The organism is Luteimonas terrae, assembly GCF_004358165.1.
Taxonomy (GTDB): Bacteria; Pseudomonadota; Gammaproteobacteria; order Xanthomonadales; family Xanthomonadaceae; genus Luteimonas; species Luteimonas terrae.
Genome location: NZ_SMTG01000005.1, coordinates 12,652 through 31,829, shown reverse-complemented (window position 1 = coordinate 31,829; position 19,178 = coordinate 12,652). Strand labels below are relative to the sequence as shown.

Sequence of the window (19,178 nt, the reverse complement as noted above, 5' to 3'; positions counted from 1 at the left end):
CCTGGCAGGTCGGACGAACGGGAGCAACGGTGGCGGCGCGCCACCATCGCCAACCGGCGTCGTCGGAACGGAACTGCGAGGGAGCGGACGTGCGCATGGCGGCTACTGTAGCGGCTCCCGGCGGCTTGCGCGACCGGCTCAATCCACCGGGGCCGGTGCGCCGACGAGCAGCGGGCAGGCATCCGGCAGGTGCATGCGCAACCGCCCCGACACGCACGCGATCGCGAAACGCCGCGCCCGGCGCGGCTCGCCGTCGAGGTTGAGCACCAGCGGTTCCTCGGCCTCGATGACGACCTCCGTCAGCTGCGTGCGCACGGCGACCTGGTCGAGCGCGGCCACCTTGCCCTCGGTCAGAGCGGTGCGCAGCGTATTGACCAGCTCGCCCTCGAGCTCGGACACGATGGTGACGTCGATCAGCCCGTCGTCGATGCTGGCGTCGGGACACAACGCCTGCCCGCCACCGGCCTGCCGGCCGTTGCCGATGCCCAGCGCGATGAAGCCGCCTTCCCATGCGAACTCCGGCCCGCTGATGCGCGCCTCGATCGGTTCGATGCGCCCCAGCCGCGCCAGGCCGGTGATGAAGTACGCCAGACCGCCCAGCACTTTCTTCAGGCCGGCATGCGTTTCCACGGTCACCTGCGTGCCGAAGCCGCCGGAGCCGAGATTGGCGCACCAGTGCACGCCGTCGTCGGTGTCGATGCGCAGCACGTCGATCGGCACCGCGGGGGCGTCGGCCACCAGCGTCAGCGCGTCGATCGGCAGGACCGGCACGGCCGCGGCGGTCGCGAAATCGTTGGCCGTGCCCAGCGGCAGCAGGCCGAGCGTCGGCAGGCGGTCCGCTTCGGCGTCACGCGCGGCCAGCACCGAGACCACGGCATTGAGCGTGCCATCCCCGCCGGCCGCCACCAGGGTGTCGACGCCGGCGTCGATGGCCTCGGCGGTATAGCGCTCGGCGTCACCCGATTCCCAGGTCACCCGCACGTCGAGAAGGATGCCGCGCGCGCGGATCGCCGCGACCGCCTCGCGCACCGCGTCGTCGCCCGCGGACTTGCCATTGAGGATCAGGCGCCAGTGCGGATGCGACATGCGAGGGGACGTACGGTGATGGAGGTGGCGCGGAGCGTAGCGGACGCCCGCGTCCGCCCTGTTAACCCGCCCTCACGCGGCGGCCGGTGCTGTCATCACGCGGTCATCGAGCGCCCGGAACATGGGAGGCCATAGCAGGGACGACGGGCGGAGGCAGGATCAGCCTCCAAATTTCCGGAAGGCCGCATCGCGAGATGCGGCCTTCCTTTCGTGCGCAGCGTCGTTGGCGCGACGCTCAGGCGCGGATCTGCGTTGCCCGGGCGATCTCGGCGCGCATCGCGTCGACCACGGCGCGGTAGTCGGGCTTGCCGAAGATGGCCGAGCCGGCGACGAAGGTGTCCGCACCCGCCGCGGCGATCTCACCGATGTTGTCCGGCTTCACGCCGCCGTCGATCTCCAGCCGGATCGGCTTGCCCGTCGCGTCGATGCGCTTGCGCACCTGGCGCAGCTTGTCGAGCGTGGACGGAATGAAGGCCTGGCCGCCGAAGCCCGGGTTCACCGACATCAGCAGCACCATGTCGAGGTCTTCGAGCACGTAGTCGAGCACCTCGACCGGCGTTGCCGGATTGAGCACCAGACCCGCCTGGCAGCCTTCGGCCTTGATCAGCTGGATGGTGCGGTGCACGTGGCGGCTGGCTTCGGGATGGAAGCTGATCAGCGAGGCGCCGGCCTTCGCGAAGTCCGGGACGATGCGGTCGACCGGTTCCACCATCAGATGCACGTCGATCGGCGCGGTCACGCCGTGCTTGCGCAGCGCCTCGCAGATCATCGGCCCGATCGTCAGGTTCGGCACGTAATGGTTGTCCATCACGTCGAAGTGCACCCAGTCGGTGCCGGCGGCGAGCACGTTGTCGACCTCTTCGCCGAGACGGGCGAAGTTCGCGGACAGAATCGAAGGGGCAATGACGGCGGGCTGCATGCGGACGGTTCCAGAAGGCGGCGGAGGTGAAGCGGCCTGCAGGCCGCAGCCCGACATTCTACGGCGGCGACGCGAAGCGTCCGATCCGGCCAACACGCGGTTTGCGGCTGCGGACCTGAATTGAACGCGCCCGTTCATTCAGAGAGTGACGCCGTGCATGCATCTGTGCTCACAGAGCCCCCGTAATCCTAGCGCGCGGCCGTTCCCCCGATCGGCCGCGCCCCGCATCGGCACCGGTCCCAAGGATCGGGCCCAAAAAAAACAGAACGGAGAACACCCGCATGAAGACCATCCATGTCGCCACCGCCAGCCTCGCGCTGCTCGCCGCCGGCACCTCGGCCGCGTTCGCCCAGTCCACCGACGACACCTGGACCGGCGGCTACGTCGGCCTCTACGGCGGCGTGACCGACAAGCCCGAGGACAGCAGCACCGACCGCTTCGTGTTCGACACCAATCTCGACCGCGTCTACGGCGATTCGGTCAACACCGCGGCAGGCGCCAATGCGTTCTCGCCCGGCTTCTGCAACGGCGCAGCCCAGGGCGCGACGCCGGCCGCCGGCTGCACCGAGAACAAGGGCGGCGCCGACTACGGCGTGCGCGGCGGTTACGACTGGCAGATGGGCAGCTGGGTGTTCGGTGTCGTCGGCGAGTACGGCGCCAACGATGTCCGCGACGCCGTGAGCGCCTTCAGCACCACGCCGGCCTACTACACGATGTTCCGCAAGGTCGACCGCATCGCCGCGCTGCGCCTGCGCTCGGGCTGGGCCTTCGGTGCCGACTCGGCCAACCTGCTGTACCTGACCGGCGGCATGGCGCACGCCAAGCTCGAGAACGAGTTCACCACCAGCAACGCCGCGAACTCCTTCACCACCAACGGCGACACCACCGGCTTCGGCTGGCAGGCCGGCGTGGGCTACGAGCGCAAGCTCGGCGAGAACGTCTCGGTGGGCCTGGAATACCTGTTCACGAGCCTTGAAGCCGACGACCAGCGCGTCCGCACCGGCCCGGGCACGGCACCGGCGACCAATCCCTTCCTGATCGTCAACCGCGCCGGCACCGACATGCGTCGCAGCGACAAGCACTTCGACTACGGCGCCGCGCGCGCCACGGTGAACTGGCGGTTCTGATCCATCCCGCCAGATCGCATCAACGAAGAAGCCGGCGAAAGCCGGCTTCTTTGTACATAGGGTAAGTCGAACGCAGCGAAACCCGCCGTTGTCGCGCGTGCACTCGCGGCAGAAAGAAAGCGCAATCGCGTGTCACACGCGAGTCGGGCATCGTCTTGGCGTCGCAAGAACACGCACGGCAGCGACGGGTTTCGCTGCGCTGTATCCACCCTACGAACGACTGTCAGCGACGTCGGCGCTTGCGTCCATCGCGACCGCGACGCAGGCGGTCGTAGGCGGCGTTGAGCTCGGCCGCGCGCACTTCCGCCTGTTCGCGCAGTTCCGGCGCGGCGTTGGCGACGCGGTCAGGGTGGTACTGCGAAATCAACTTGCGGTAGGCCTGGTCGATCTCCTCGCGGCTGGCGTCCGGGCCCAGGCCGAACACGGCGTGGTCCTTGTGCGAGCGCGGGGCCAGCCAGCCGGCATCGAAAGCGTGGCCGATGATGGCGCCGATCACGCCGCCGGCAGGGTGGCGCAGCAGCAGCCATCCGGCGATGAAGCCCAGCAGTTTTCCGTACCAGCGTTGCATGCCCGACAGTGTAGCCGGGCGTCGGTGAGACCGGTCGTGGCGGCGCCCTGCACGTCGACACGGTTCGCACTACACTTGCCGGCCGCTCGCGATCCACCCGGAATGTCAACCGTGTCGACGACCCTGCTCGAAGCGCACCTCCCCGGCCTCCACCTGCGTCATCGCGGCAAGGTCCGCGACGTGTTCGAGCTCGGCGACGAACGCCTGCTGATCGTGGCGACCGACCGGCTGAGCGCCTTCGACGTGGTGCTGCCCGACCCGATCCCGGGCAAGGGCGAGATGCTGTGCCAGATCAGCAACTTCTGGTTCGAGCAGACCGAAGCGCTGATGCCCAACCATCTGACCGGCGTCGACGTCGCCAGCGTGCTGCCGGCCGGCGTCGATCCGGCGCTGTACGCGCAGCGCGCGGTGGTGACGAAGAAGCTCAAGCCGGTGCCGGTCGAGGCGATCGCGCGCGGCTATCTGATCGGCAGCGGCTGGAAGGATTACCAGCGCACCGGCCGCGTCAGCGGCATCGCCCTGCCCGGTGGCCTGCGCCAGGCGCAGCAGCTGCCGCAGCCGATCTTCACCCCGTCGACCAAGGCCGCCGTCGGCGATCACGACGAGAACATCGACTTCGACACGATGGTCCGCAGCATCGGCGCCGATCTCGCTGAGCAGGTGCGCGATGCGACGCTGCGGCTGTACGCGCACGCGGCCGCGTATGCCGCCGAGCGCGGCATCATCCTGGCCGACACCAAGTTCGAGTTCGGCACCGACGCCGACGGCCGTCTGTACGTCATGGACGAGGTGCTCACCCCGGACTCCTCGCGCTACTGGCCGGCCGACGAGTACGAGGTCGGCACCAGCCCGCCGAGCTACGACAAGCAGATCGTCCGCGATTACCTGGAAACCCTGGACTGGGACAAGACCGCGCCCGGCCCCAAGCTGCCGGAAGAAGTCATCGCGCGCACCCGCGCCCGCTACGCCGAGGCGTTGCAGAAGCTCGCGGGGATTTCGGTCGACTGAAGCGCGGACCGCGCGCCGGATTGCCGTATTCTCCCAGCGACGCGAATCGACCCTCGGGAGGGGCGGATGGACGCGACACACGACGCCGCGCAGACGCGCCCGATCGACCAGTGGTTCGCCAGCTACTCGGCCGATCACCGCAACGACGCCAACCAGCGCATCCACGTGTTCGCCGTGCCGGCGATCCTGTGGAGCGTGATCGCGCTGCTGTGGTGCATTCCCACCGGCACGCTGTTCAAACCCGGCATCTGGGCGGGCATCGCGATGTTCGGGGCGTGGATGTTCTATTACCGCGCCTCGCGGTCGATCGGTCTCGGCATGTTGCTGGTGTTCGTGGCGATGTCGGCGCTGACCTGGTGGCTGCAGCGCGAGTTCGGCACCGCATTCCTGTTCTGGCTGGCGCTGGGCGTCTTCGCCGTGGCGTGGGTGGCGCAGTTCGTCGGCCACAGCAAGCTGTTCGAAGGCCGCAAGCCCAGCTTCCTGACCGATCTGCGCTACCTGCTGGTCGGGCCGGCGTGGGTACTGGCGAAGCTCTATCGGAAGCTCGGCCTGAGCTACTGAGCACCTGTCCAAAGTCCTACTGCGCTTGCCAGCTGGCGCGCGTGCGGTGCTCGAAATGCTCACGTACCTGCACGTACGCTCCGCTTTCTGCGCTCCGCCACGCGCCATCTGACTGCGCTCGCGACGGACTTTGAACAGGTTCCAGCCTGTGCATGCGATCCTGTCGCGCCGCGCAGGTCCCTTGCCGTGTCGCCCCGTGATCTGATCCTCGTACTCGTCGTCTGCATCGCCTGGGCGCTGAATTTCCTCGTCTCCGCGAACACCCTGCGCGAGATTCCGCCGTTCCTGTTCTCGGCCCTGCGCTTCGCCCTGCTCGCCGTGGCCCTGGTCTGGATGTTGCGCCCGCCCGCGCGCGGCCAGTGGCCGCGCCTGATCGCGGTGTGCCTGTGCATCGGTGTCTGCCACTTCGGCCTGAGTTTCCTCGCGCTGCGACTGTCGAGCGATCTCTCGTCGCCGGCGATCGTGATGCAGAGCTACATTCCGATGACCGCCCTGCTCGCCTGGGCCGTGCTCGGCGAGCGTTTCGCGTGGCGCACGGGGCTGGCGATCGCGGTGAGTTTCTGCGGCGTGCTGGTCCTGGGCTTCGACCCGGTGGTGCTGGCCAATCCGGCCGCGCTGCTGACCATGCTGGCCTCCGCGCTGATGCTCGCGATCGGCACGGTGCTGATGAAGGGGCTGCGCAGCGTCGACATGTGGAACATGCAGGGCTGGACGGCACTGGTCAGCGTGCTGCCGTTGCTGGCGATCAGCCTACTGGTCGAGCCCGGCGGCGTGGCGCGCCTGGCCGACGTGTCGTGGATCGCCTGGGGCGGCGTCGTGTACGCGGCCTTCGTGTCCTCGCTGCTCGGCCACGGGCTGTATTACGTGCTGATGCAGCGCTATCCGGTGGCGATGGTCACGCCGTGGCTGCTGCTGGTGCCGGTGCTGGCGATCGGCCTGGGCGTGGCGTTCTGGGGCGATCGTCCCGGTCCGCGCCTGTGGCTCGGCGGCGCGATGGTGCTCGGTGGCGTGCTGGTCATCGCGCTGCGGGCGCTGCGCAAATCGCGGCAGCTGGTCGAGGAGCCGATGGCGGGGCCTTGAGTGTGCAGGCGGCCCCGCCTTGTTCCTTGCGGAGCATTCGCGCGCGATCGCGCGCCCACCGGGTTTCAGTCGTTGCCGAACATCGTCGCGTCGGGCCGGAACGGCCGCGGCGCGTAGCCGAACGCGGTCTGCGCCGGTGCGACATCGAAGGCCAGATCCTCGCGCATCCGCGCGACCGCGCCGGGCGGCAACCCTTTCAGACGACCGGCGCGATGCGCGGCCCACAGGGCGGCATCGAACAGTGCGCCCGGCAGCGTCAGCAGACGCGGCGGCGACGCCAGACAGGCCAGCGTGCGCGCGACCATGTCCCGGTACGCCAGCGTTTCACCGCCCGGCAGGGCGAAGGCCTGCCCGAAGGCCGCGGGCGCATCGATCGCGGCGAAGGCCGCCGCGCCGAGATCGTCGGCATGCACCGGCTGACGCAGGCCGCGCGCATCGGACGGCAACACGAACACGCCACTGCGCCGTGCCAGCGCCACGATCCGGCTGAGATTGCGATCGCGTCCGCTGCCGTAGATCAGCGTGGGCCGCAGCAGCGTGGCGGCCGCGCCGCGCGCCCGCGCCGCGTCGAACACGCGCTTGCCCGAATCGCGCAGCCGCGTCGCAAGCTCGCGTTCGCCGGCATCGGCCGCGTCGCGTTTGGTCGCATCGCTGGTCGAACCGAAGGCGATGACCCGCGGGCAATCGATCGTCGCGCCCGCGTACCAGAGCGAAAACAGATCCAGCGGGCCGCAGCTGAAGATCGCATCGACCTGCGCCGGCAACGTCGCCGGCAGGTCGGCAAAGGTGCCGGTGTGCCAGTGAAGGCCCGCGCGGTCGGTGGGCGGCGTGCGCGACAGCGCGTCGACCGACCAGCCTGCAGCCAGCAGGCGTGGCAGCAGCGCCTCGCCGATCGCGCCGGTGGTGCCGAACACGAGCGCGCGGCGGGACGTGTGGGCGGAAACGTCGGAGACATGCGGCATGGGACATAGCATATCGAGCCGCGACCACGCGCCGTCGACGGCCATCGGTTAGACTGCCCGGCCCTTGCGTGACCCGCCGGCCGACTGGCCGACCTGCCTCCACAAGGAGCCCGATGCTCGAACTTCTCTTGGCCCTGCCCTTCGTGCTGGCGCTTGTCGTGGCGCTGTCCGCGAATGCGTCACGTCGTACCCATGCCTGGCTGGCCGGCCTCGTGCCGCTGCTGGGTCTGACGCTGTTGGGGCTGTTGGCCGGCGACGTGTTCGACGGGTCGATTCTCAAGACGCAGTACGCGTGGATTCCCGAAGCCGGGCTGGATTTCAGCCTGCGCGTGGACGGGCTGGCGTGGACGTTCGCGCTGCTGGTGCTGGGCATCGGCGGACTGGTGGTGCTGTACGGCCATTACTACCTGTCGGCCAAGGACAGTCCGCGCCGGTTCTTCACCTATCTGCTGCTCTTCATGGGCGCCATGCTCGGCATGGTCATCGCCGGCAACCTGCTGCTGCTGGCGGTGTTCTGGGAGCTGACCTCGATCAGCTCGTTCCTGCTGATCGGCTTCTGGTCGCACCGTCAGGACGCGCGCCAGGGCGCGCGCATGGCGCTGACGATCACCGGCATGGGCGGTCTGGCGCTGCTCGGCGGCGTGCTGCTGATCGGGCGCATCGTCGGCAGTTACGACCTCGACACGGTGCTGGCCTCGGGCGAACTGATCCGCGCCAGCCATCTCTATCCGTGGGCGCTGGGTCTGGTGCTGCTGGGCATCTTCACCAAGAGCGCGCAGTTCCCGTTCCACTTCTGGCTGCCGCACGCGATGGCCGCGCCGACGCCGGTCTCAGCCTATCTGCATTCGGCGACGATGGTGAAGGCCGGCGTGTTCCTGCTGGCCCGTCTGCACCCCGCGCTCGCCGGCAGCGAACTGTTCTTCTACGTGGTCACCAGCGTGGGCGCCGCGACGTTGCTGGTCGGCGCGTGGTTCGCGATCTTCCAGCACGACCTCAAGGGCCTGCTGGCCTACTCGACGATTTCGCACCTCGGCCTGATCACGCTGCTGTTCGGCCTGTCGACCGAGATGGCCGTGGTCGCCGGCCTGTTCCACATCCTCAACCACGCGATGTTCAAGGCGTCGCTGTTCATGGCGGCCGGCATCATCGACCACGAATGCGGCACGCGCGACATGCGCCGGCTGGGCAACCTCAGGCGGCTGATGCCCGCCACCAGCCTGCTCGCGATCGTCGCGTCGCTGGCCATGGCCGGCATTCCGCTGCTCAACGGCTTCCTGTCGAAGGAGATGTTCTTCGCCGAAGCGCTGGAAATCGGCGGGCACGGCACGATGCGCACCATCGTGAGCATCGCAGCCCTGCTGGCCGGCGTGTTCGGCATCGCCTACAGCCTGCGCTTCGTGCACGACACGTTCTTCGGCAAGGGTCCGCGCGCGCTCGACGTGGTGCCGCACGAGCCGCCGCGCTGGATGCGCATTCCCGTCGGCGTACTGGCGATCCTGTGCGTTGTGGTCGGCATCGTGCCGGCACTGACCATCGGCCCGCTGCTGCACACCATGGTGCGCGGCACGCTCGGCGCTGCGGCGCCGGAATTCAGCCTGTCGGTCTGGCATGGCATCAACCTGCCGCTGCTGATGAGCATCGCCAGCGTGGTGCTGGGCGTTGCGCTGTATTTCGGCCTGCGCCGTCTGCTCGATTTCCATGCCGTGGTGACGCGCTCGATCGGCCGCAACGTGTTCCAGCTCAACGTCGAGGCGCTGTTCGCGCTGGCACGCCGGTTCACCGCACGCGTGGCCAACGGCAGCCTGCAGCGCAGCCTGTTCCTGATGATCGCGATCGCGCTGCTGCTGGCCGGCACGCCGATGCTGGGCGGCACGTTCGAACTGCTCGCCACGCTCGGCCGGCCGCAACCGCTGCCGGTCGTGGGCTGGGTGCTGTGGGCCGTCCTCGTGGCCGCCACCATCGGCACCGTCGTCGTGCACGGCAAGCGCCTGACCGCGCTGATCGTGATCGGCGCGGTGGGTCTGGCGGTGAGCCTGATCTTCGTGCACCTCTCCGCGCCGGACCTCGCGCTGACCCAGTTGCTGGTGGAGATGGTGACGATCGCGCTGATGATGATGGCGCTCAACTACCTGCCCAAGCAGTCGAAGGTCTCGCGCCGTCCGCTGCGCAAGGCGCGCGACATCGCCATCGCCGGTGTCGCCGGCGGCGGGCTGGCGGTCTTGGCCTACGCGATGATGATGTCGCCCGCCGATACGATCTCCAGCGAGCTGCTGGTGCGTTCGCTGCCCGAGGCCTACGGGCGCAACGTGGTCAACGTCATCCTGGTCGACTTCCGCGGCTTCGATACCTTCGGCGAAATCGCCGTGTTCGGCATCGCTGCGCTGGTGGTGCACGCGCTGCTGCGCTGGGCGCGCCTGAAGCCCGACGAAGTCATTCCCGGTCCGCCGGCACAGCTGCCCATCGCCGCCGATCTCACCCAGCTGCTGTTCCCGCTGGCGCTGACGGTGTCGATCTATCTGTTCCTGCGCGGCCACAACGCGCCGGGCGGCGGCTTCATCGCCGGCCTCGTGTTCGCGGTGCCGGTGCTGGTGAAGTACGTGCTGCAGGGCGCGCGCGCAGTGGAAGCGACGTTCGGCTTCGACTATCTGCGCGGCATCGCCATCGGCCTGCTGCTGGCGGTGCTGGGCGGCGTCGGCTCGTGGTGGTTCGGCGTGCCGTTCATGACCAGTGGCCACCTCGATCTCGACGTGCCGCTGATCGGCCTGCTGCCGCTGGCCAGTGCGCTGGTGTTCGACACCGGCGTGTACGTGGTCGTGTTCGCCGGCACCCTGCTGATGCTCTCGACGATGGGCACGGTCAAACATCGACAGGCCGCAGAGGAGGCGCGCTGATGGAATTCGCGATCGCCACCGCCATCGGCGTGCTCGCTGCTTCGGGCATCTACCTGCTGCTGCGCGCGCGCACGTTCGACGTGATCCTGGGACTGACGCTGCTGTCCTACGCCACCAACCTGCTGATCTTCGCCGCCGGCCGCCCGGTCGTCGGCAAGCCGCCGGTCCTGCGCGACGGCGTGGCGCAGACGCTGGCCAACTATTCCGACCCGCTGCCGCAGGCACTCGTACTGACGGCCATCGTCATCGCCTTCGCGATGACCGCGGTGACCGTGGTCGTGGCGATGCGCGAGCACGCCGACCTGCACACCGACCACGTCGACGGCGAGGAACCCGACGACGCCGCGCGCGGAGGTGACCGATGAACCACCTGCCCGTGCTGCCGGTGCTGGTGCCGCTGGTCACCGGCGCGCTGCTGCTGTTGCTCGAACGGCGGCACCGCATCTCCGTCCAGCGCATCTGGGCGTGGCTGGGCATGCTGGCGATGCTGGCGGTCAGCGTGACCCTGCTGGTGCAGGTGCAGCGCGAGGACATGCTGGTCTACCTGCTCGGCGACTGGCCGGCCAAGCTCGGCATCACGCTGATGGTCGACCGGCTCTCGGCGCTGATGGTGCTGACCACCACGCTGCTCGCCCTTCCCTGCCTGATGTACGCCTGCGCGGGCTGGGACAAGCGCGCCCTGCACTTCCATGCGCTGTTCCAGATGCAGCTGGCCGGTCTCAATGGTGCGTTCCTGACCGGCGACCTGTTCAATCTGTTCGTGTTCTTCGAGGTGATGCTCATCGCCTCCTACGGTCTGCTGCTCAGCGGCGCCCGTGGCGCGCGGATCAAGGCCGGCATGCATTACGTGGTGTTCAACATCGCGGCGTCGGTGGTCTTCCTGATGGCGCTGGGCCTGCTGTACGGCATGCTCGGCACACTCAACATGACCGAGATGGCGGCGCGCATCGCGGCCGCGCCCCCCGAGCGCACGATGCTGATCCATGCCGGCGCCGGTCTGCTGCTGCTGGTGTTCTGCGCAAAGGCCGCGCTGCTGCCGCTGTACCTGTGGCTGCCGGAAGCCTATGCGCGCGCGCCGGCCGCGGTCGCGGCACTGTTCACGGTGATGACCAAGGTCGGGCTGTACGCGATCCTGCGCGTCTACACGCTGATGTTCGGCGAGGCCGCCGGTCCCCTTGCGAACCTGGCCTGGGACTGGCTGCTGCCGGCCGGCGCGGCGACGATCGTGCTGGCGGCGCTGGGCGTGATCGGCGCGCCGCGCCTGCGCATCGGCGTGGCCTATCTGGTGCTGCTGTCGGCCGGCACGCTGTTCGTGGCGTTCTCGCTCGCCAATCCCGGCGCGATTTCCGCCGGCCTGTACTACCTCGCGCACAGCGTGTTCGTCAGCGCGTCGCTGTTCCTGCTGGCCGACATCATCCAGCGCCATCGCGGCAGCAACGGCGACTACCTGATGCCGATCGCCTCGATGCCGAACAAGACGCTGCCGGCGGCCCTGTTTCTGATCGCGGCGGTGTCGATCGCCGGCCTGCCGCCGCTATCGGGCTTCATCGGCAAGCTGCAGCTGCTCAATTCGGTGCCCGAGGCGCAGCTGGCGTGGATCTGGGCGGTGATTCTGGGCAGCAGCCTGATGACGATCATCGGCCTGTCGCGAAGTGGCACGCGGTTGTTCTGGCGGATCGACAGCGAGACCGACCACGAGGCGCCACCCGTGCGCCGCGCAGAGATCGGCGCCGTCGTACTGCTGCTCGCCTACGGCATCGCGATGACCGTGGCGGCGGGGCCGGTGCTGCGTTACACGAACGCGGCGGCAACGCAGTTACTGGACGTGGACACGTACATCCAGACGCTGCGCCAGACCGATCCGCAGATCCGGGAGCCCTCGCCATGAAGCGCCGCATGCTGCCCTCGATCCCGCAGAGCCTGACGGTCTTCGCGTTCTGGCTGCTGATGGCGCAGGACGTGAGCCCGGGCAACGTGGTCATGGCCCTGCTGCTCGCCTGGCTGATGCCGCTGCTGGCGGCGCGGCTGGAACGCGAGTTCGCGCGACTGGGCCGGTTGCGTGGCGGTTTCCGCCTGATCGGCCGGCTGCTGGTCGACATCGTCATCGCGAACATCACGGTCGCCCGCCAGGTGCTGGGCCCCGAATCGCGGCTGCGCTCGCAGTTCGTGTGGATCCCGCTGGACCTGACCAACATCCACGGCATTTCCGCGCTGACCAGCGTGATCACGCTCACGCCGGGCACGGTGTCGGCCGAGCTGTCGGAAGACCGCAAGTATCTGCTGGTGCACTGTCTGAGCACCGACGACCCGCAGGCGCTGGTGGCCGAGGTCAAGGCCCGCTACGAAGCGCCGCTGAGGGAGATCTTTCCATGACGATCATCGATATCGCCATCATCGTCGGCATGCACGTGGTCGGCCTGGCCATGCTGCTGTCGCTGTGGCGCCTGCTGCGCGGCCCGACCGCGCCCGACCGCATTCTCGCGCTGGACACGCTCTACATCAGCGCCATCGCGCAGCTGATCATGTTCGGCATGCTGCTCGACACCGAGGTGTACTTCGAAGCCGCGCTGATCATCGCGATGCTGGGCTTCGTGGGCACCGTGGTCCTGAGCAAGTACGTCGTGCGCCGGGACATCGTGGAATGAGCACGGTCTTCGAAATCGTCGTGATCTTCCTGCTGGCCGTCGGGTGCTTCTTCACCCTGCTCGGCGGCGTGGCGATGGTCAAACTCTCCGACTTCTTCCGTCGCGTGCACGGTCCGGCCAAGGCCAGCACGCTGGGCGTGGGCTGCGTGCTGTTCGCGTCGATCATCTACCACTGGGTCAACGGCAGCGGCGTGCATCCGCGCGAGATCCTGATCACCGTGTTCCTGTTCCTGACCGCGCCGATCAGCGCGCACCTCATGTCTCGCGCGGCGCTGTCGCTGATGGACGACCGGCCGCCGCATCCCGACCGCACGCCCGACGCGGACGAGAAAGTCGTCGATCGCGAAGATCCGGCGCCGCCGGAGCGCCAATGAACAAGGGCCGCAGATGCGGCCCTTGTTTTCTTGCAATGAACGATCAGCCGCAGCGCTCGACGTAATCGATCTGCGGCGGCACGCCGATGCGCCAGCCGGTCACCTTGCCGCCGGCATCGGTCTCGAACACGAGCGCCGACTGGCCGCCGCCGGTGTCGGTGACACGCAGGGTATGGGCGCCGTCGACGTACTTGTGCGGCGAGGCTTCGACGCGACCGGCATACAGCTGCTCGATCTCCGCGCGCGTCATGCCGACCTTGCCACCGCCAGGCGCGGTGTAGCCGTCGTTGCTTACGTCGATGCGCGAGAACTTGTCGCCTTCCATCATGAAGCCGAGGCCGAAATCCGTCGTTCCGGTGCGCGGCGGCGAGAGGTAATAGCAACCGCCCGGCTCGGACGGCTGGGCGTCGCCCAGATCGTTGCCCCAGGCCATGCGGACCTGCTCGGCGTCGCTGCCGAACGCGGCCGGGCCGAAGCCTTGGAAGGTGATCACGCCATCGACGACCTGCGGCATGTTGGTGCCCATGCCGGCCGGCGGAGGGGTCATCTCGGGCTGATCGGCCACGTGCGCAGGCTCGGCCGGCGACGCGGGCGCGGAGGCGGCGGGAACCGGCTCGGCCGGCGGGGCTTCGCGCTGGCAGGCGGCGAGCGACAGGGCGAGTACGGCGACCGCCGGCAGGACACGTTGGATCGACATGCAGCGACTCCTCGAGGGTGGAATGCGCAGCGAGACTAGCGCCCACGCGTGAACGGCACGTGGCCTGCGCTCCACACACGCTGCATGCGCAGGCTGTGATCGCCATCACCCGGTCTGTCATGGCCGTTTCATCGGCGCTTTCCATGCTGCCCGCCTGCCGCAGGAAGTGCCGCGCCGTGCCCGCCCGCAAGACCGAATCCGCCCATCGTGCACTCGCGACCCACGGTGCAGCGCTCGATCTCAGACAACGTCGCGTCCTGATCCTATGCGACGGTCGGCGCACCGCGTCCGAACTCGTCGCGATGCTCGGCGCCGATACCGTGGCCGTTTTGCAGCAGCTTCAGGACGCAGGTTATCTGGACGATGTGGACGCATCCCGCGTGGTGCCCGCATCGCCGCTTGCGGCTGTCGAAACCACTGGCGCCACGACTGCGCCGTCGCAAGCCACGACGGCACGTCGCCGTTCGCTGAGCGCGGCGCGCATCTACGTGCAGGGCATGCTGGAACTGCAGCGCGCGCCGGCGCCGCAGGTCCTGCGCGCGCGTCTGGTCGGCGGCACCGACGAAGACGCGACGGTGACCGCGATTCTCGAAGCGATCGCGGGACTTCCCGCCTTCACCAAGCCCGGCTATGCCGCACGCGTGCGCGAACGCGTGGCCGAAGTGATGCCCGAGCCGCACCTGCCGGCGCTGGGCGGCCTGGTGCTGGACCGCGAGACCGACGCGGTCGCCTGAGACTCAGCCGCGCGGCGGCACGAAGTTGCACTTCAGTCCCGACCAGCAGTCCTGGTAGTCGCCCTGGCGATGCGGCGCATCGAGCGCCTGGCGCGTCGGCCGGATCACCGCACGCGTCTCGAACATGAAGGCCATCGTGCCGCTGATGACGTCGGGCTTGGACAGATCGGCCGCGCTCGCCTTCTCGAACGTCGCCGCGTCCGGGCCGTGGCCGCTCATGCAGTTGTGCAGCGAGCAGGCGCCGGGCGAGAAGCCGTCGGCCTTGGCGTCGTACTGGCCGTGCACCAGACCCATGAACTCGCTGGCCACGTTGCGGTGGAACCACGGCGGGCGGAACGTGTCCTGCGCCACCAGCCAGCGCGGCGGGAAGATCGCGAAATCCATGTTCGCCGTACCGGGCGTGTCGCTCGGCGAGGTAAGCACGGTGAAGATGCTGGGGTCAGGATGGTCGAAGCTGATCGAGCCGATCGCGTTGAAGCGGCGCAGGTCGTACTTGTACGGCGCGTAGTTGCCGTGCCAGCCGACGACGTCCAGCGGCGAATGATCGATCGGCGCCTGCCACAGATGGCCCTGGAACTTGGCGATCAGGGTGAAGTCGCCTTCGATGTCCTCGTACGCCGCCACGGGGCTGAGGAAATCGCGCGGATTGGCCAGACCGTTGGCGCCGATCGGTCCGAGATCGGGCAGGCGCAGCGCATGACCCTGGTTCTCGCAGACGTAGCCGCGGCTCGCGCCGTCGGGCAGTTCGACACGGAAACGCACGCCGCGCGGGATCACCGCGATTTCCTGCGGTTCGACTTCGAGCACGCCGAACTCGGTCGCCAGCACCAGCCGCCCCTGCTGCGGGACGATCAGCAGTTCGCCGTCGGCGCTGTAGAAGAAGCGGTCGGTCATCGACGCGTTCGCGGCATAGACGTGGATGCCCACGCCCTCGTGCGCGCCGGGGCCGCCGGTGCCGGCCATCGAGAACAGGCCGTCGATGAAATCGACCGGCGTGTCCGGAATCGCCAGCGGGCTCCAGCGCATCTGGTCCGGCGGCACCGGACCGCGATCGAAGCCGTCGTGAAAGCGCGGCTGCTGGAACGGCGAGAACGCGCCGTGCATCGCCGCCGGGCGGATGCGGTACAGCCAGCTACGCCGGTTCTCGCCCCGCGGCGCGGTGAACGCCGTGCCCGACAGCTGCTCGGCGTACAGACCATGCGCCACGCGCTGCGGCGAATTGCGTCCGACCGGCAATGTGCCGGCTTCGGCTTCGGTCGCGAATTCGTTGCCGAAGCCGGACATGTAGCCGCGCGCAGCGCGCATCTGCGCGTTGCCCTGCGGTAGCGCGGTCACCGTGTCGTCCGTCGATGCGTTCATGGCGTCACCCGAATGTGGTTGCGCGTCCTCCACGCCACTGCGGGAGGACGCCTGCAGGCCAGCTGTGCGTCAGAGCACGCCGCGCTTCATCTGGTCGCGTTCGATGCTCTCGAACAGCGCCTGGAAGTTGCCTTCGCCGAAGCCTTCGTTGCCCTTGCGCTGGATGATCTCGAAGAAGATCGGGCCGAACGCGTTCTGGGTGAAGATCTGCAGCAGCTTGCGCTGCTTGGTCTCCGGATCGGCATCGATCAGGATCTTGTTGCGCGCCAGACGCGCGACATCCTCGCCGTGATCGGGAATGCGCTGGTCGATGACCTCGAAGTAGGTCTCCGGCGTGTCGAGGAAGGCGATGCCCTTCTCGCGCATCTGCTCGATCGAGCTGTAGATGTCGTCGGTGAAGCAGGCGATGTGCTGGATGCCCTCGCCCTTGTAGGCGTCGAGGTATTCGTTGATCTGCGACTTGGGATCGTTCGACTCGTTGAGCGGAATGCGCACGATGCCGTCCGGCGCGGTCATCGCCTTGGACTTCAGGCCGGTCTTGGCGCCCTTGATGTCGAAGTAGCGGATCTCGCGGAAGTTGAACAGCTTCTCGTAGTAATCCGACCACTTCTGCATGTTGCCGAAGTAGAGGTTGTGCGTGAGGTGGTCGATGAAGGTCAGGCCGAATCCGGTCGGGTTCTGGTCGACGCCATCGATCGCCACGTAGTCGTCGCCGTAGATCGAACCCGACGTGCCGTAGCGGTCAACCAGATACAGCATGCAATCGCCGATGCCCTTGACCACCGGCGCATCGACCGCCTTGGTCGACTCGCCTTCGCCGATCGCCTCGCCGCCGTTGGCCAGCACGCGCTCGTAGACGGTCGCGGCCGGCTGCTTGAAGCGGATCGCGAAACCGCAGGCCGACGGGCCATGCGCCTTGGCGAACTGCGCGGCAAAGGAATCGGGATCTTCGTTGAGCAGGAAGTTCACGCCGCCCTGCCGGTACACGGTGATCGGCCGCGACCTGTGCTTGAGCACCGCGGTGAAGCCCATGTTGCGGAAGTAGTCGTGCATGTACGCGGCCTGGTCGGCCGGTGCGGCGAACTCGACGAACTCGAAGCCGTCGATGCCCATCGGATTCTCGAACGTGGTCACTTCCATGCCGAGATTGGGGGCGGTGTGTGCGTGAGCGCTCATGGTGGATACTCCATCGCGATGGGGCCGGCGGGGGGCGCGGCTTCAGACCCCTCTTTATAGTTACGTGTGCAACCTACTGCAAGGCGCAACGCACCATGACCCGACCCGCAGTTCCCGCAGCACCTCCGGCCGAGCCGGCCGCCGACCACGACGGCCACGGCCACCGCAGCCTCGATCTCGAGCATTTCCTGCCCTACCGGCTCAGCGTGCTGACCAACCGCATGAGCCGCGGCCTGGCGGACATCTATTCGGAGCGGTTCGGGATCAGCGTGACCGAATGGCGGGTGATCGCGGTGCTGGGGCGCTATCCGGAGCTGTCGGCGAACGGGGTGGCCGAGCGCACGGCGATGGACAAGGTCGCAGTGAGCCGCGCGGTGGCGCGCCTGCTCGAACGCGGCTTCATCGAACGCGAGATGCACGACAGCGACCGCCGCCGTTCGGTGCTGGAACTGTCGGAAGCCGGCTACGCGGTCTACGACGTGGTCGTGCCGCTGGCGCTGGAGTTCGAACGCGATCTGCTGTCGGCGATCGACGAGGACGAGCGCGCCGCGCTCGACGGCCTGCTGGCCAAGCTCACCCGCAAGTACGTGGTCTGAGACCGCGCAGGCGGCGGCCGGATCAGCCGGCCGCCATTTCCTTCGCGCCGCGCTCCAGGCCGTGACCGTTCGGCCCGCGCTCCACTTGCCACAGGCGCCACGAGAAGAACAGGCCCAGCGCTGCGAGCGTGGTGTAGAACCACATGCCCGACGCGTAGCCGCCCGTGTTCTCCGGACCGGCCGCATTGAACTGGTTCATCGAGGTCACCGCCAGCGGCACCAGGAATACGCCGATCTGTTGGCACAGCGTCATCATCGAATAGGCCGCGCCCAGCCGGTTCTCGCGCACGATGTAGGCGACCGAGGGCCACATCACCGCAGGGATCAGCGAGAACACGCCGCCCAGCAGCAGCATCACCAGCAGCAGCGTGACCGGCACCTGCGCTCTGCCGACGAAGGGCAGCCACACGCCGACTTCGGGCCCGGGCGGCAGATAGGTCACCGCGAGGAACAGCGGCAGCATCACCAGCGAACCGACCGCCATGAACACCGAGCGGTGTCCGACGCGATCCACCCACAGGCCGAACAGCGGCGTCACGATGATCGCCGCCAGCGGCAGGAAGCTGCTGAGCATGCCGGCCGTGCTGCGGTCCAGGCCGTGCGCCTGCTGGAAGTAGTCGATCGCGAACGCGCGGAACGGGAACACGGTCGCGTAGAACACGACGCACAGACCGACGATGTACCAGAAGGACTGGCTGAAGGCGTACATCTGCTTGAGATCGAGCTTGTCGGTTTCCGGCGGCGCGCCGAGATCCACGCGGCCTTCAGCGCGCTTTTCGCTGACCCAGTACAGCATCGCCGCGGTCACACCGACCGCCGCCACGCCGGTGGCCAGCCACAACGGGTCCTGCCAGTTCTCGTACAGGGGCGCGGCGAACGAGGTCGACCAGTCGGTCGAGGCCGAGCCCAGACGCGCGATCGACAGGTTGATGCCGAACGCGAAGCTCAGCTCGCGGCCCTTGAACCACTTCGCCAGCACCGCGGTTGCGGCGACGATCAGCGGTTCGGCGCCCAGACCGAGCAGGAAACGGCCTGCGAGCATCACCTCGAACTGCGCGGTGGATGCGGTGACGGCCGCGGCGATCAGGCAGATGGTCGAGAAGACGACGATGGCGAGCTTGGTGCCCCAGCGGTCGATGACGTAACCGCCGAACAGCAGCACCAGCACCGCGGCCAGGCTGTAGATGTTGTAGAGCCAGCCGGTCTGGACGTAGCTGAAACCTTCCTGCTCGCGCAGCAGGTCGATGATCGGACCGAGCGCGTCGTAGACGTAGTAGTTGCCGAACATCGCCAGACTGACGAACACCAGGGCAAGCCAGCGCTGCGTGGGCGTCGGGCGCGGCAGCGCGGTGTGCGGTCCGGTGGTCATGGAAGTCTCGTCATCGGTGAAGGCTG

At 68.2% G+C, this 19,178-nt stretch carries 20 protein-coding genes; 12 read left to right on the top strand and 8 right to left on the bottom strand.

Going from position 1 to position 19,178, the window contains the following annotated elements; genetic code table 11:
- Window positions 1–138: 138 nt before the first annotated feature.
- Together yegS and rpe are read right to left on the bottom strand one after the other, a co-directional pair.
- Window positions 139–1,086, bottom strand: a complete 948-nt coding sequence (gene yegS / locus E2F49_RS12145; protein WP_133394153.1) for a lipid kinase YegS — start codon at window positions 1,084–1,086, stop codon at window positions 139–141.
- 235 nt (window positions 1,087–1,321) lie between these two features.
- Window positions 1,322–2,005 carry a ribulose-phosphate 3-epimerase gene (gene rpe / locus E2F49_RS12140; protein WP_133394152.1) on the bottom strand — a complete coding sequence of 228 codons (684 nt, stop codon included), beginning with the start codon at window positions 2,003–2,005 and terminating at the stop codon, window positions 1,322–1,324.
- Between the two features lie 281 nt (window positions 2,006–2,286).
- Between rpe and E2F49_RS12135 the strand changes: the two genes are divergently transcribed.
- The gene (locus tag E2F49_RS12135; protein ID WP_133394151.1) at window positions 2,287–3,132 is read left to right on the top strand and encodes an outer membrane protein; all 846 of its coding nucleotides are present in this window, start codon (window positions 2,287–2,289) and stop codon (window positions 3,130–3,132) included.
- A gap of 223 nt (window positions 3,133–3,355) precedes the next feature.
- Here the strand turns inward: E2F49_RS12135 and E2F49_RS12130 are convergent, their stop codons facing one another.
- On the bottom strand, window positions 3,356–3,700 hold the full coding sequence (locus tag E2F49_RS12130; RefSeq protein WP_055246362.1) for a J domain-containing protein: 345 nt from the start codon (window positions 3,698–3,700) through the stop codon (window positions 3,356–3,358).
- A gap of 111 nt (window positions 3,701–3,811) precedes the next feature.
- On the opposite strand from E2F49_RS12130, the gene E2F49_RS12125 reads away from it, so the two are divergent.
- The 3 genes from E2F49_RS12125 (at window position 3,812) to E2F49_RS12115 (ending at window position 6,349) form a co-directional block, all read left to right on the top strand.
- Window positions 3,812–4,708 carry a phosphoribosylaminoimidazolesuccinocarboxamide synthase gene (locus tag E2F49_RS12125; protein ID WP_133394150.1) on the top strand — a complete coding sequence of 299 codons (897 nt, stop codon included), beginning with the start codon at window positions 3,812–3,814 and terminating at the stop codon, window positions 4,706–4,708.
- Window positions 4,709–4,774: 66 nt separating this feature from the next.
- Window positions 4,775–5,269, top strand: a complete 495-nt coding sequence (locus E2F49_RS12120; protein WP_133394149.1) for an Mpo1 family 2-hydroxy fatty acid dioxygenase — start codon at window positions 4,775–4,777, stop codon at window positions 5,267–5,269.
- 186 nt (window positions 5,270–5,455) lie between these two features.
- Window positions 5,456–6,349 (top strand): DMT family transporter, encoded by an 894-nt coding sequence (locus E2F49_RS12115; protein WP_133394148.1) that lies wholly within the window; start codon window positions 5,456–5,458, stop codon window positions 6,347–6,349.
- 65 nt (window positions 6,350–6,414) lie between these two features.
- Here the strand turns inward: E2F49_RS12115 and E2F49_RS12110 are convergent, their stop codons facing one another.
- Window positions 6,415–7,311 (bottom strand): NAD-dependent epimerase/dehydratase family protein, encoded by an 897-nt coding sequence (locus tag E2F49_RS12110; RefSeq protein WP_243713591.1) that lies wholly within the window; start codon window positions 7,309–7,311, stop codon window positions 6,415–6,417.
- Between the two features lie 113 nt (window positions 7,312–7,424).
- Here E2F49_RS12110 and E2F49_RS12105 point away from each other — a divergent pair, with 113 nt between their 5' ends.
- The 6 genes from E2F49_RS12105 to E2F49_RS12080 are packed head-to-tail and all read left to right on the top strand — an operon-like array spanning window position 7,425 to window position 13,221.
- Window positions 7,425–10,202 carry a monovalent cation/H+ antiporter subunit A gene (locus E2F49_RS12105; RefSeq protein WP_133394147.1) on the top strand — a complete coding sequence of 926 codons (2,778 nt, stop codon included), beginning with the start codon at window positions 7,425–7,427 and terminating at the stop codon, window positions 10,200–10,202.
- On the top strand, window positions 10,202–10,567 hold the full coding sequence (locus tag E2F49_RS12100; RefSeq protein WP_133394146.1) for a Na+/H+ antiporter subunit C: 366 nt from the start codon (window positions 10,202–10,204) through the stop codon (window positions 10,565–10,567). The genes E2F49_RS12105 and E2F49_RS12100 overlap by 1 nt, the downstream gene beginning before the upstream one ends.
- A complete protein-coding gene (locus E2F49_RS12095; protein ID WP_133394145.1) occupies window positions 10,564–12,090 on the top strand; it encodes a monovalent cation/H+ antiporter subunit D in 1,527 nt (508 codons plus the stop codon). The genes E2F49_RS12100 and E2F49_RS12095 overlap by 4 nt, the downstream gene beginning before the upstream one ends.
- Entirely contained in the window at window positions 12,087–12,575 is a 489-nt protein-coding gene (locus E2F49_RS12090; RefSeq protein ID WP_055246351.1) for a Na+/H+ antiporter subunit E, read from the top strand. Before E2F49_RS12095 ends, E2F49_RS12090 begins: the two co-directional genes overlap by 4 nt.
- Complete coding sequence (locus tag E2F49_RS12085) at window positions 12,572–12,847, top strand: K+/H+ antiporter subunit F (protein WP_055246349.1); 276 nt, start codon at window positions 12,572–12,574, stop codon at window positions 12,845–12,847. Before E2F49_RS12090 ends, E2F49_RS12085 begins: the two co-directional genes overlap by 4 nt.
- Window positions 12,844–13,221 carry a Na+/H+ antiporter subunit G gene (locus E2F49_RS12080; RefSeq protein WP_055246346.1) on the top strand — a complete coding sequence of 126 codons (378 nt, stop codon included), beginning with the start codon at window positions 12,844–12,846 and terminating at the stop codon, window positions 13,219–13,221. The genes E2F49_RS12085 and E2F49_RS12080 overlap by 4 nt, the downstream gene beginning before the upstream one ends.
- Before the next feature lie 43 nt (window positions 13,222–13,264).
- On the opposite strand, the gene E2F49_RS12075 is transcribed toward E2F49_RS12080, so the two are convergent.
- Window positions 13,265–13,918 (bottom strand): lectin, encoded by a 654-nt coding sequence (locus E2F49_RS12075; protein WP_133394144.1) that lies wholly within the window; start codon window positions 13,916–13,918, stop codon window positions 13,265–13,267.
- A gap of 176 nt (window positions 13,919–14,094) precedes the next feature.
- On the opposite strand from E2F49_RS12075, the gene E2F49_RS12070 reads away from it, so the two are divergent.
- Window positions 14,095–14,652: a hypothetical protein gene (locus E2F49_RS12070; RefSeq protein ID WP_133394143.1), complete on the top strand. Its 558-nt coding sequence runs from the start codon at window positions 14,095–14,097 to the stop codon at window positions 14,650–14,652.
- A gap of 3 nt (window positions 14,653–14,655) precedes the next feature.
- Here the strand turns inward: E2F49_RS12070 and hmgA are convergent, their stop codons facing one another.
- Together hmgA and hppD are read right to left on the bottom strand one after the other, a co-directional pair.
- On the bottom strand, window positions 14,656–15,957 hold the full coding sequence (gene hmgA, locus E2F49_RS12065) for a homogentisate 1,2-dioxygenase (protein WP_133394358.1): 1,302 nt from the start codon (window positions 15,955–15,957) through the stop codon (window positions 14,656–14,658).
- A 123-nt stretch (window positions 15,958–16,080) separates the two neighbouring features.
- Window positions 16,081–17,151 carry a 4-hydroxyphenylpyruvate dioxygenase gene (gene hppD, locus E2F49_RS12060; protein WP_133394357.1) on the bottom strand — a complete coding sequence of 357 codons (1,071 nt, stop codon included), beginning with the start codon at window positions 17,149–17,151 and terminating at the stop codon, window positions 16,081–16,083.
- A gap of 131 nt (window positions 17,152–17,282) precedes the next feature.
- On the opposite strand from hppD, the gene E2F49_RS12055 reads away from it, so the two are divergent.
- Window positions 17,283–17,783 carry a MarR family winged helix-turn-helix transcriptional regulator gene (locus tag E2F49_RS12055; protein WP_133394142.1) on the top strand — a complete coding sequence of 167 codons (501 nt, stop codon included), beginning with the start codon at window positions 17,283–17,285 and terminating at the stop codon, window positions 17,781–17,783.
- A gap of 22 nt (window positions 17,784–17,805) precedes the next feature.
- On the opposite strand, the gene E2F49_RS12050 is transcribed toward E2F49_RS12055, so the two are convergent.
- Window positions 17,806–19,152 carry an MFS transporter gene (locus E2F49_RS12050; protein ID WP_133394141.1) on the bottom strand — a complete coding sequence of 449 codons (1,347 nt, stop codon included), beginning with the start codon at window positions 19,150–19,152 and terminating at the stop codon, window positions 17,806–17,808.
- Window positions 19,153–19,178 lie beyond the last annotated feature (26 nt).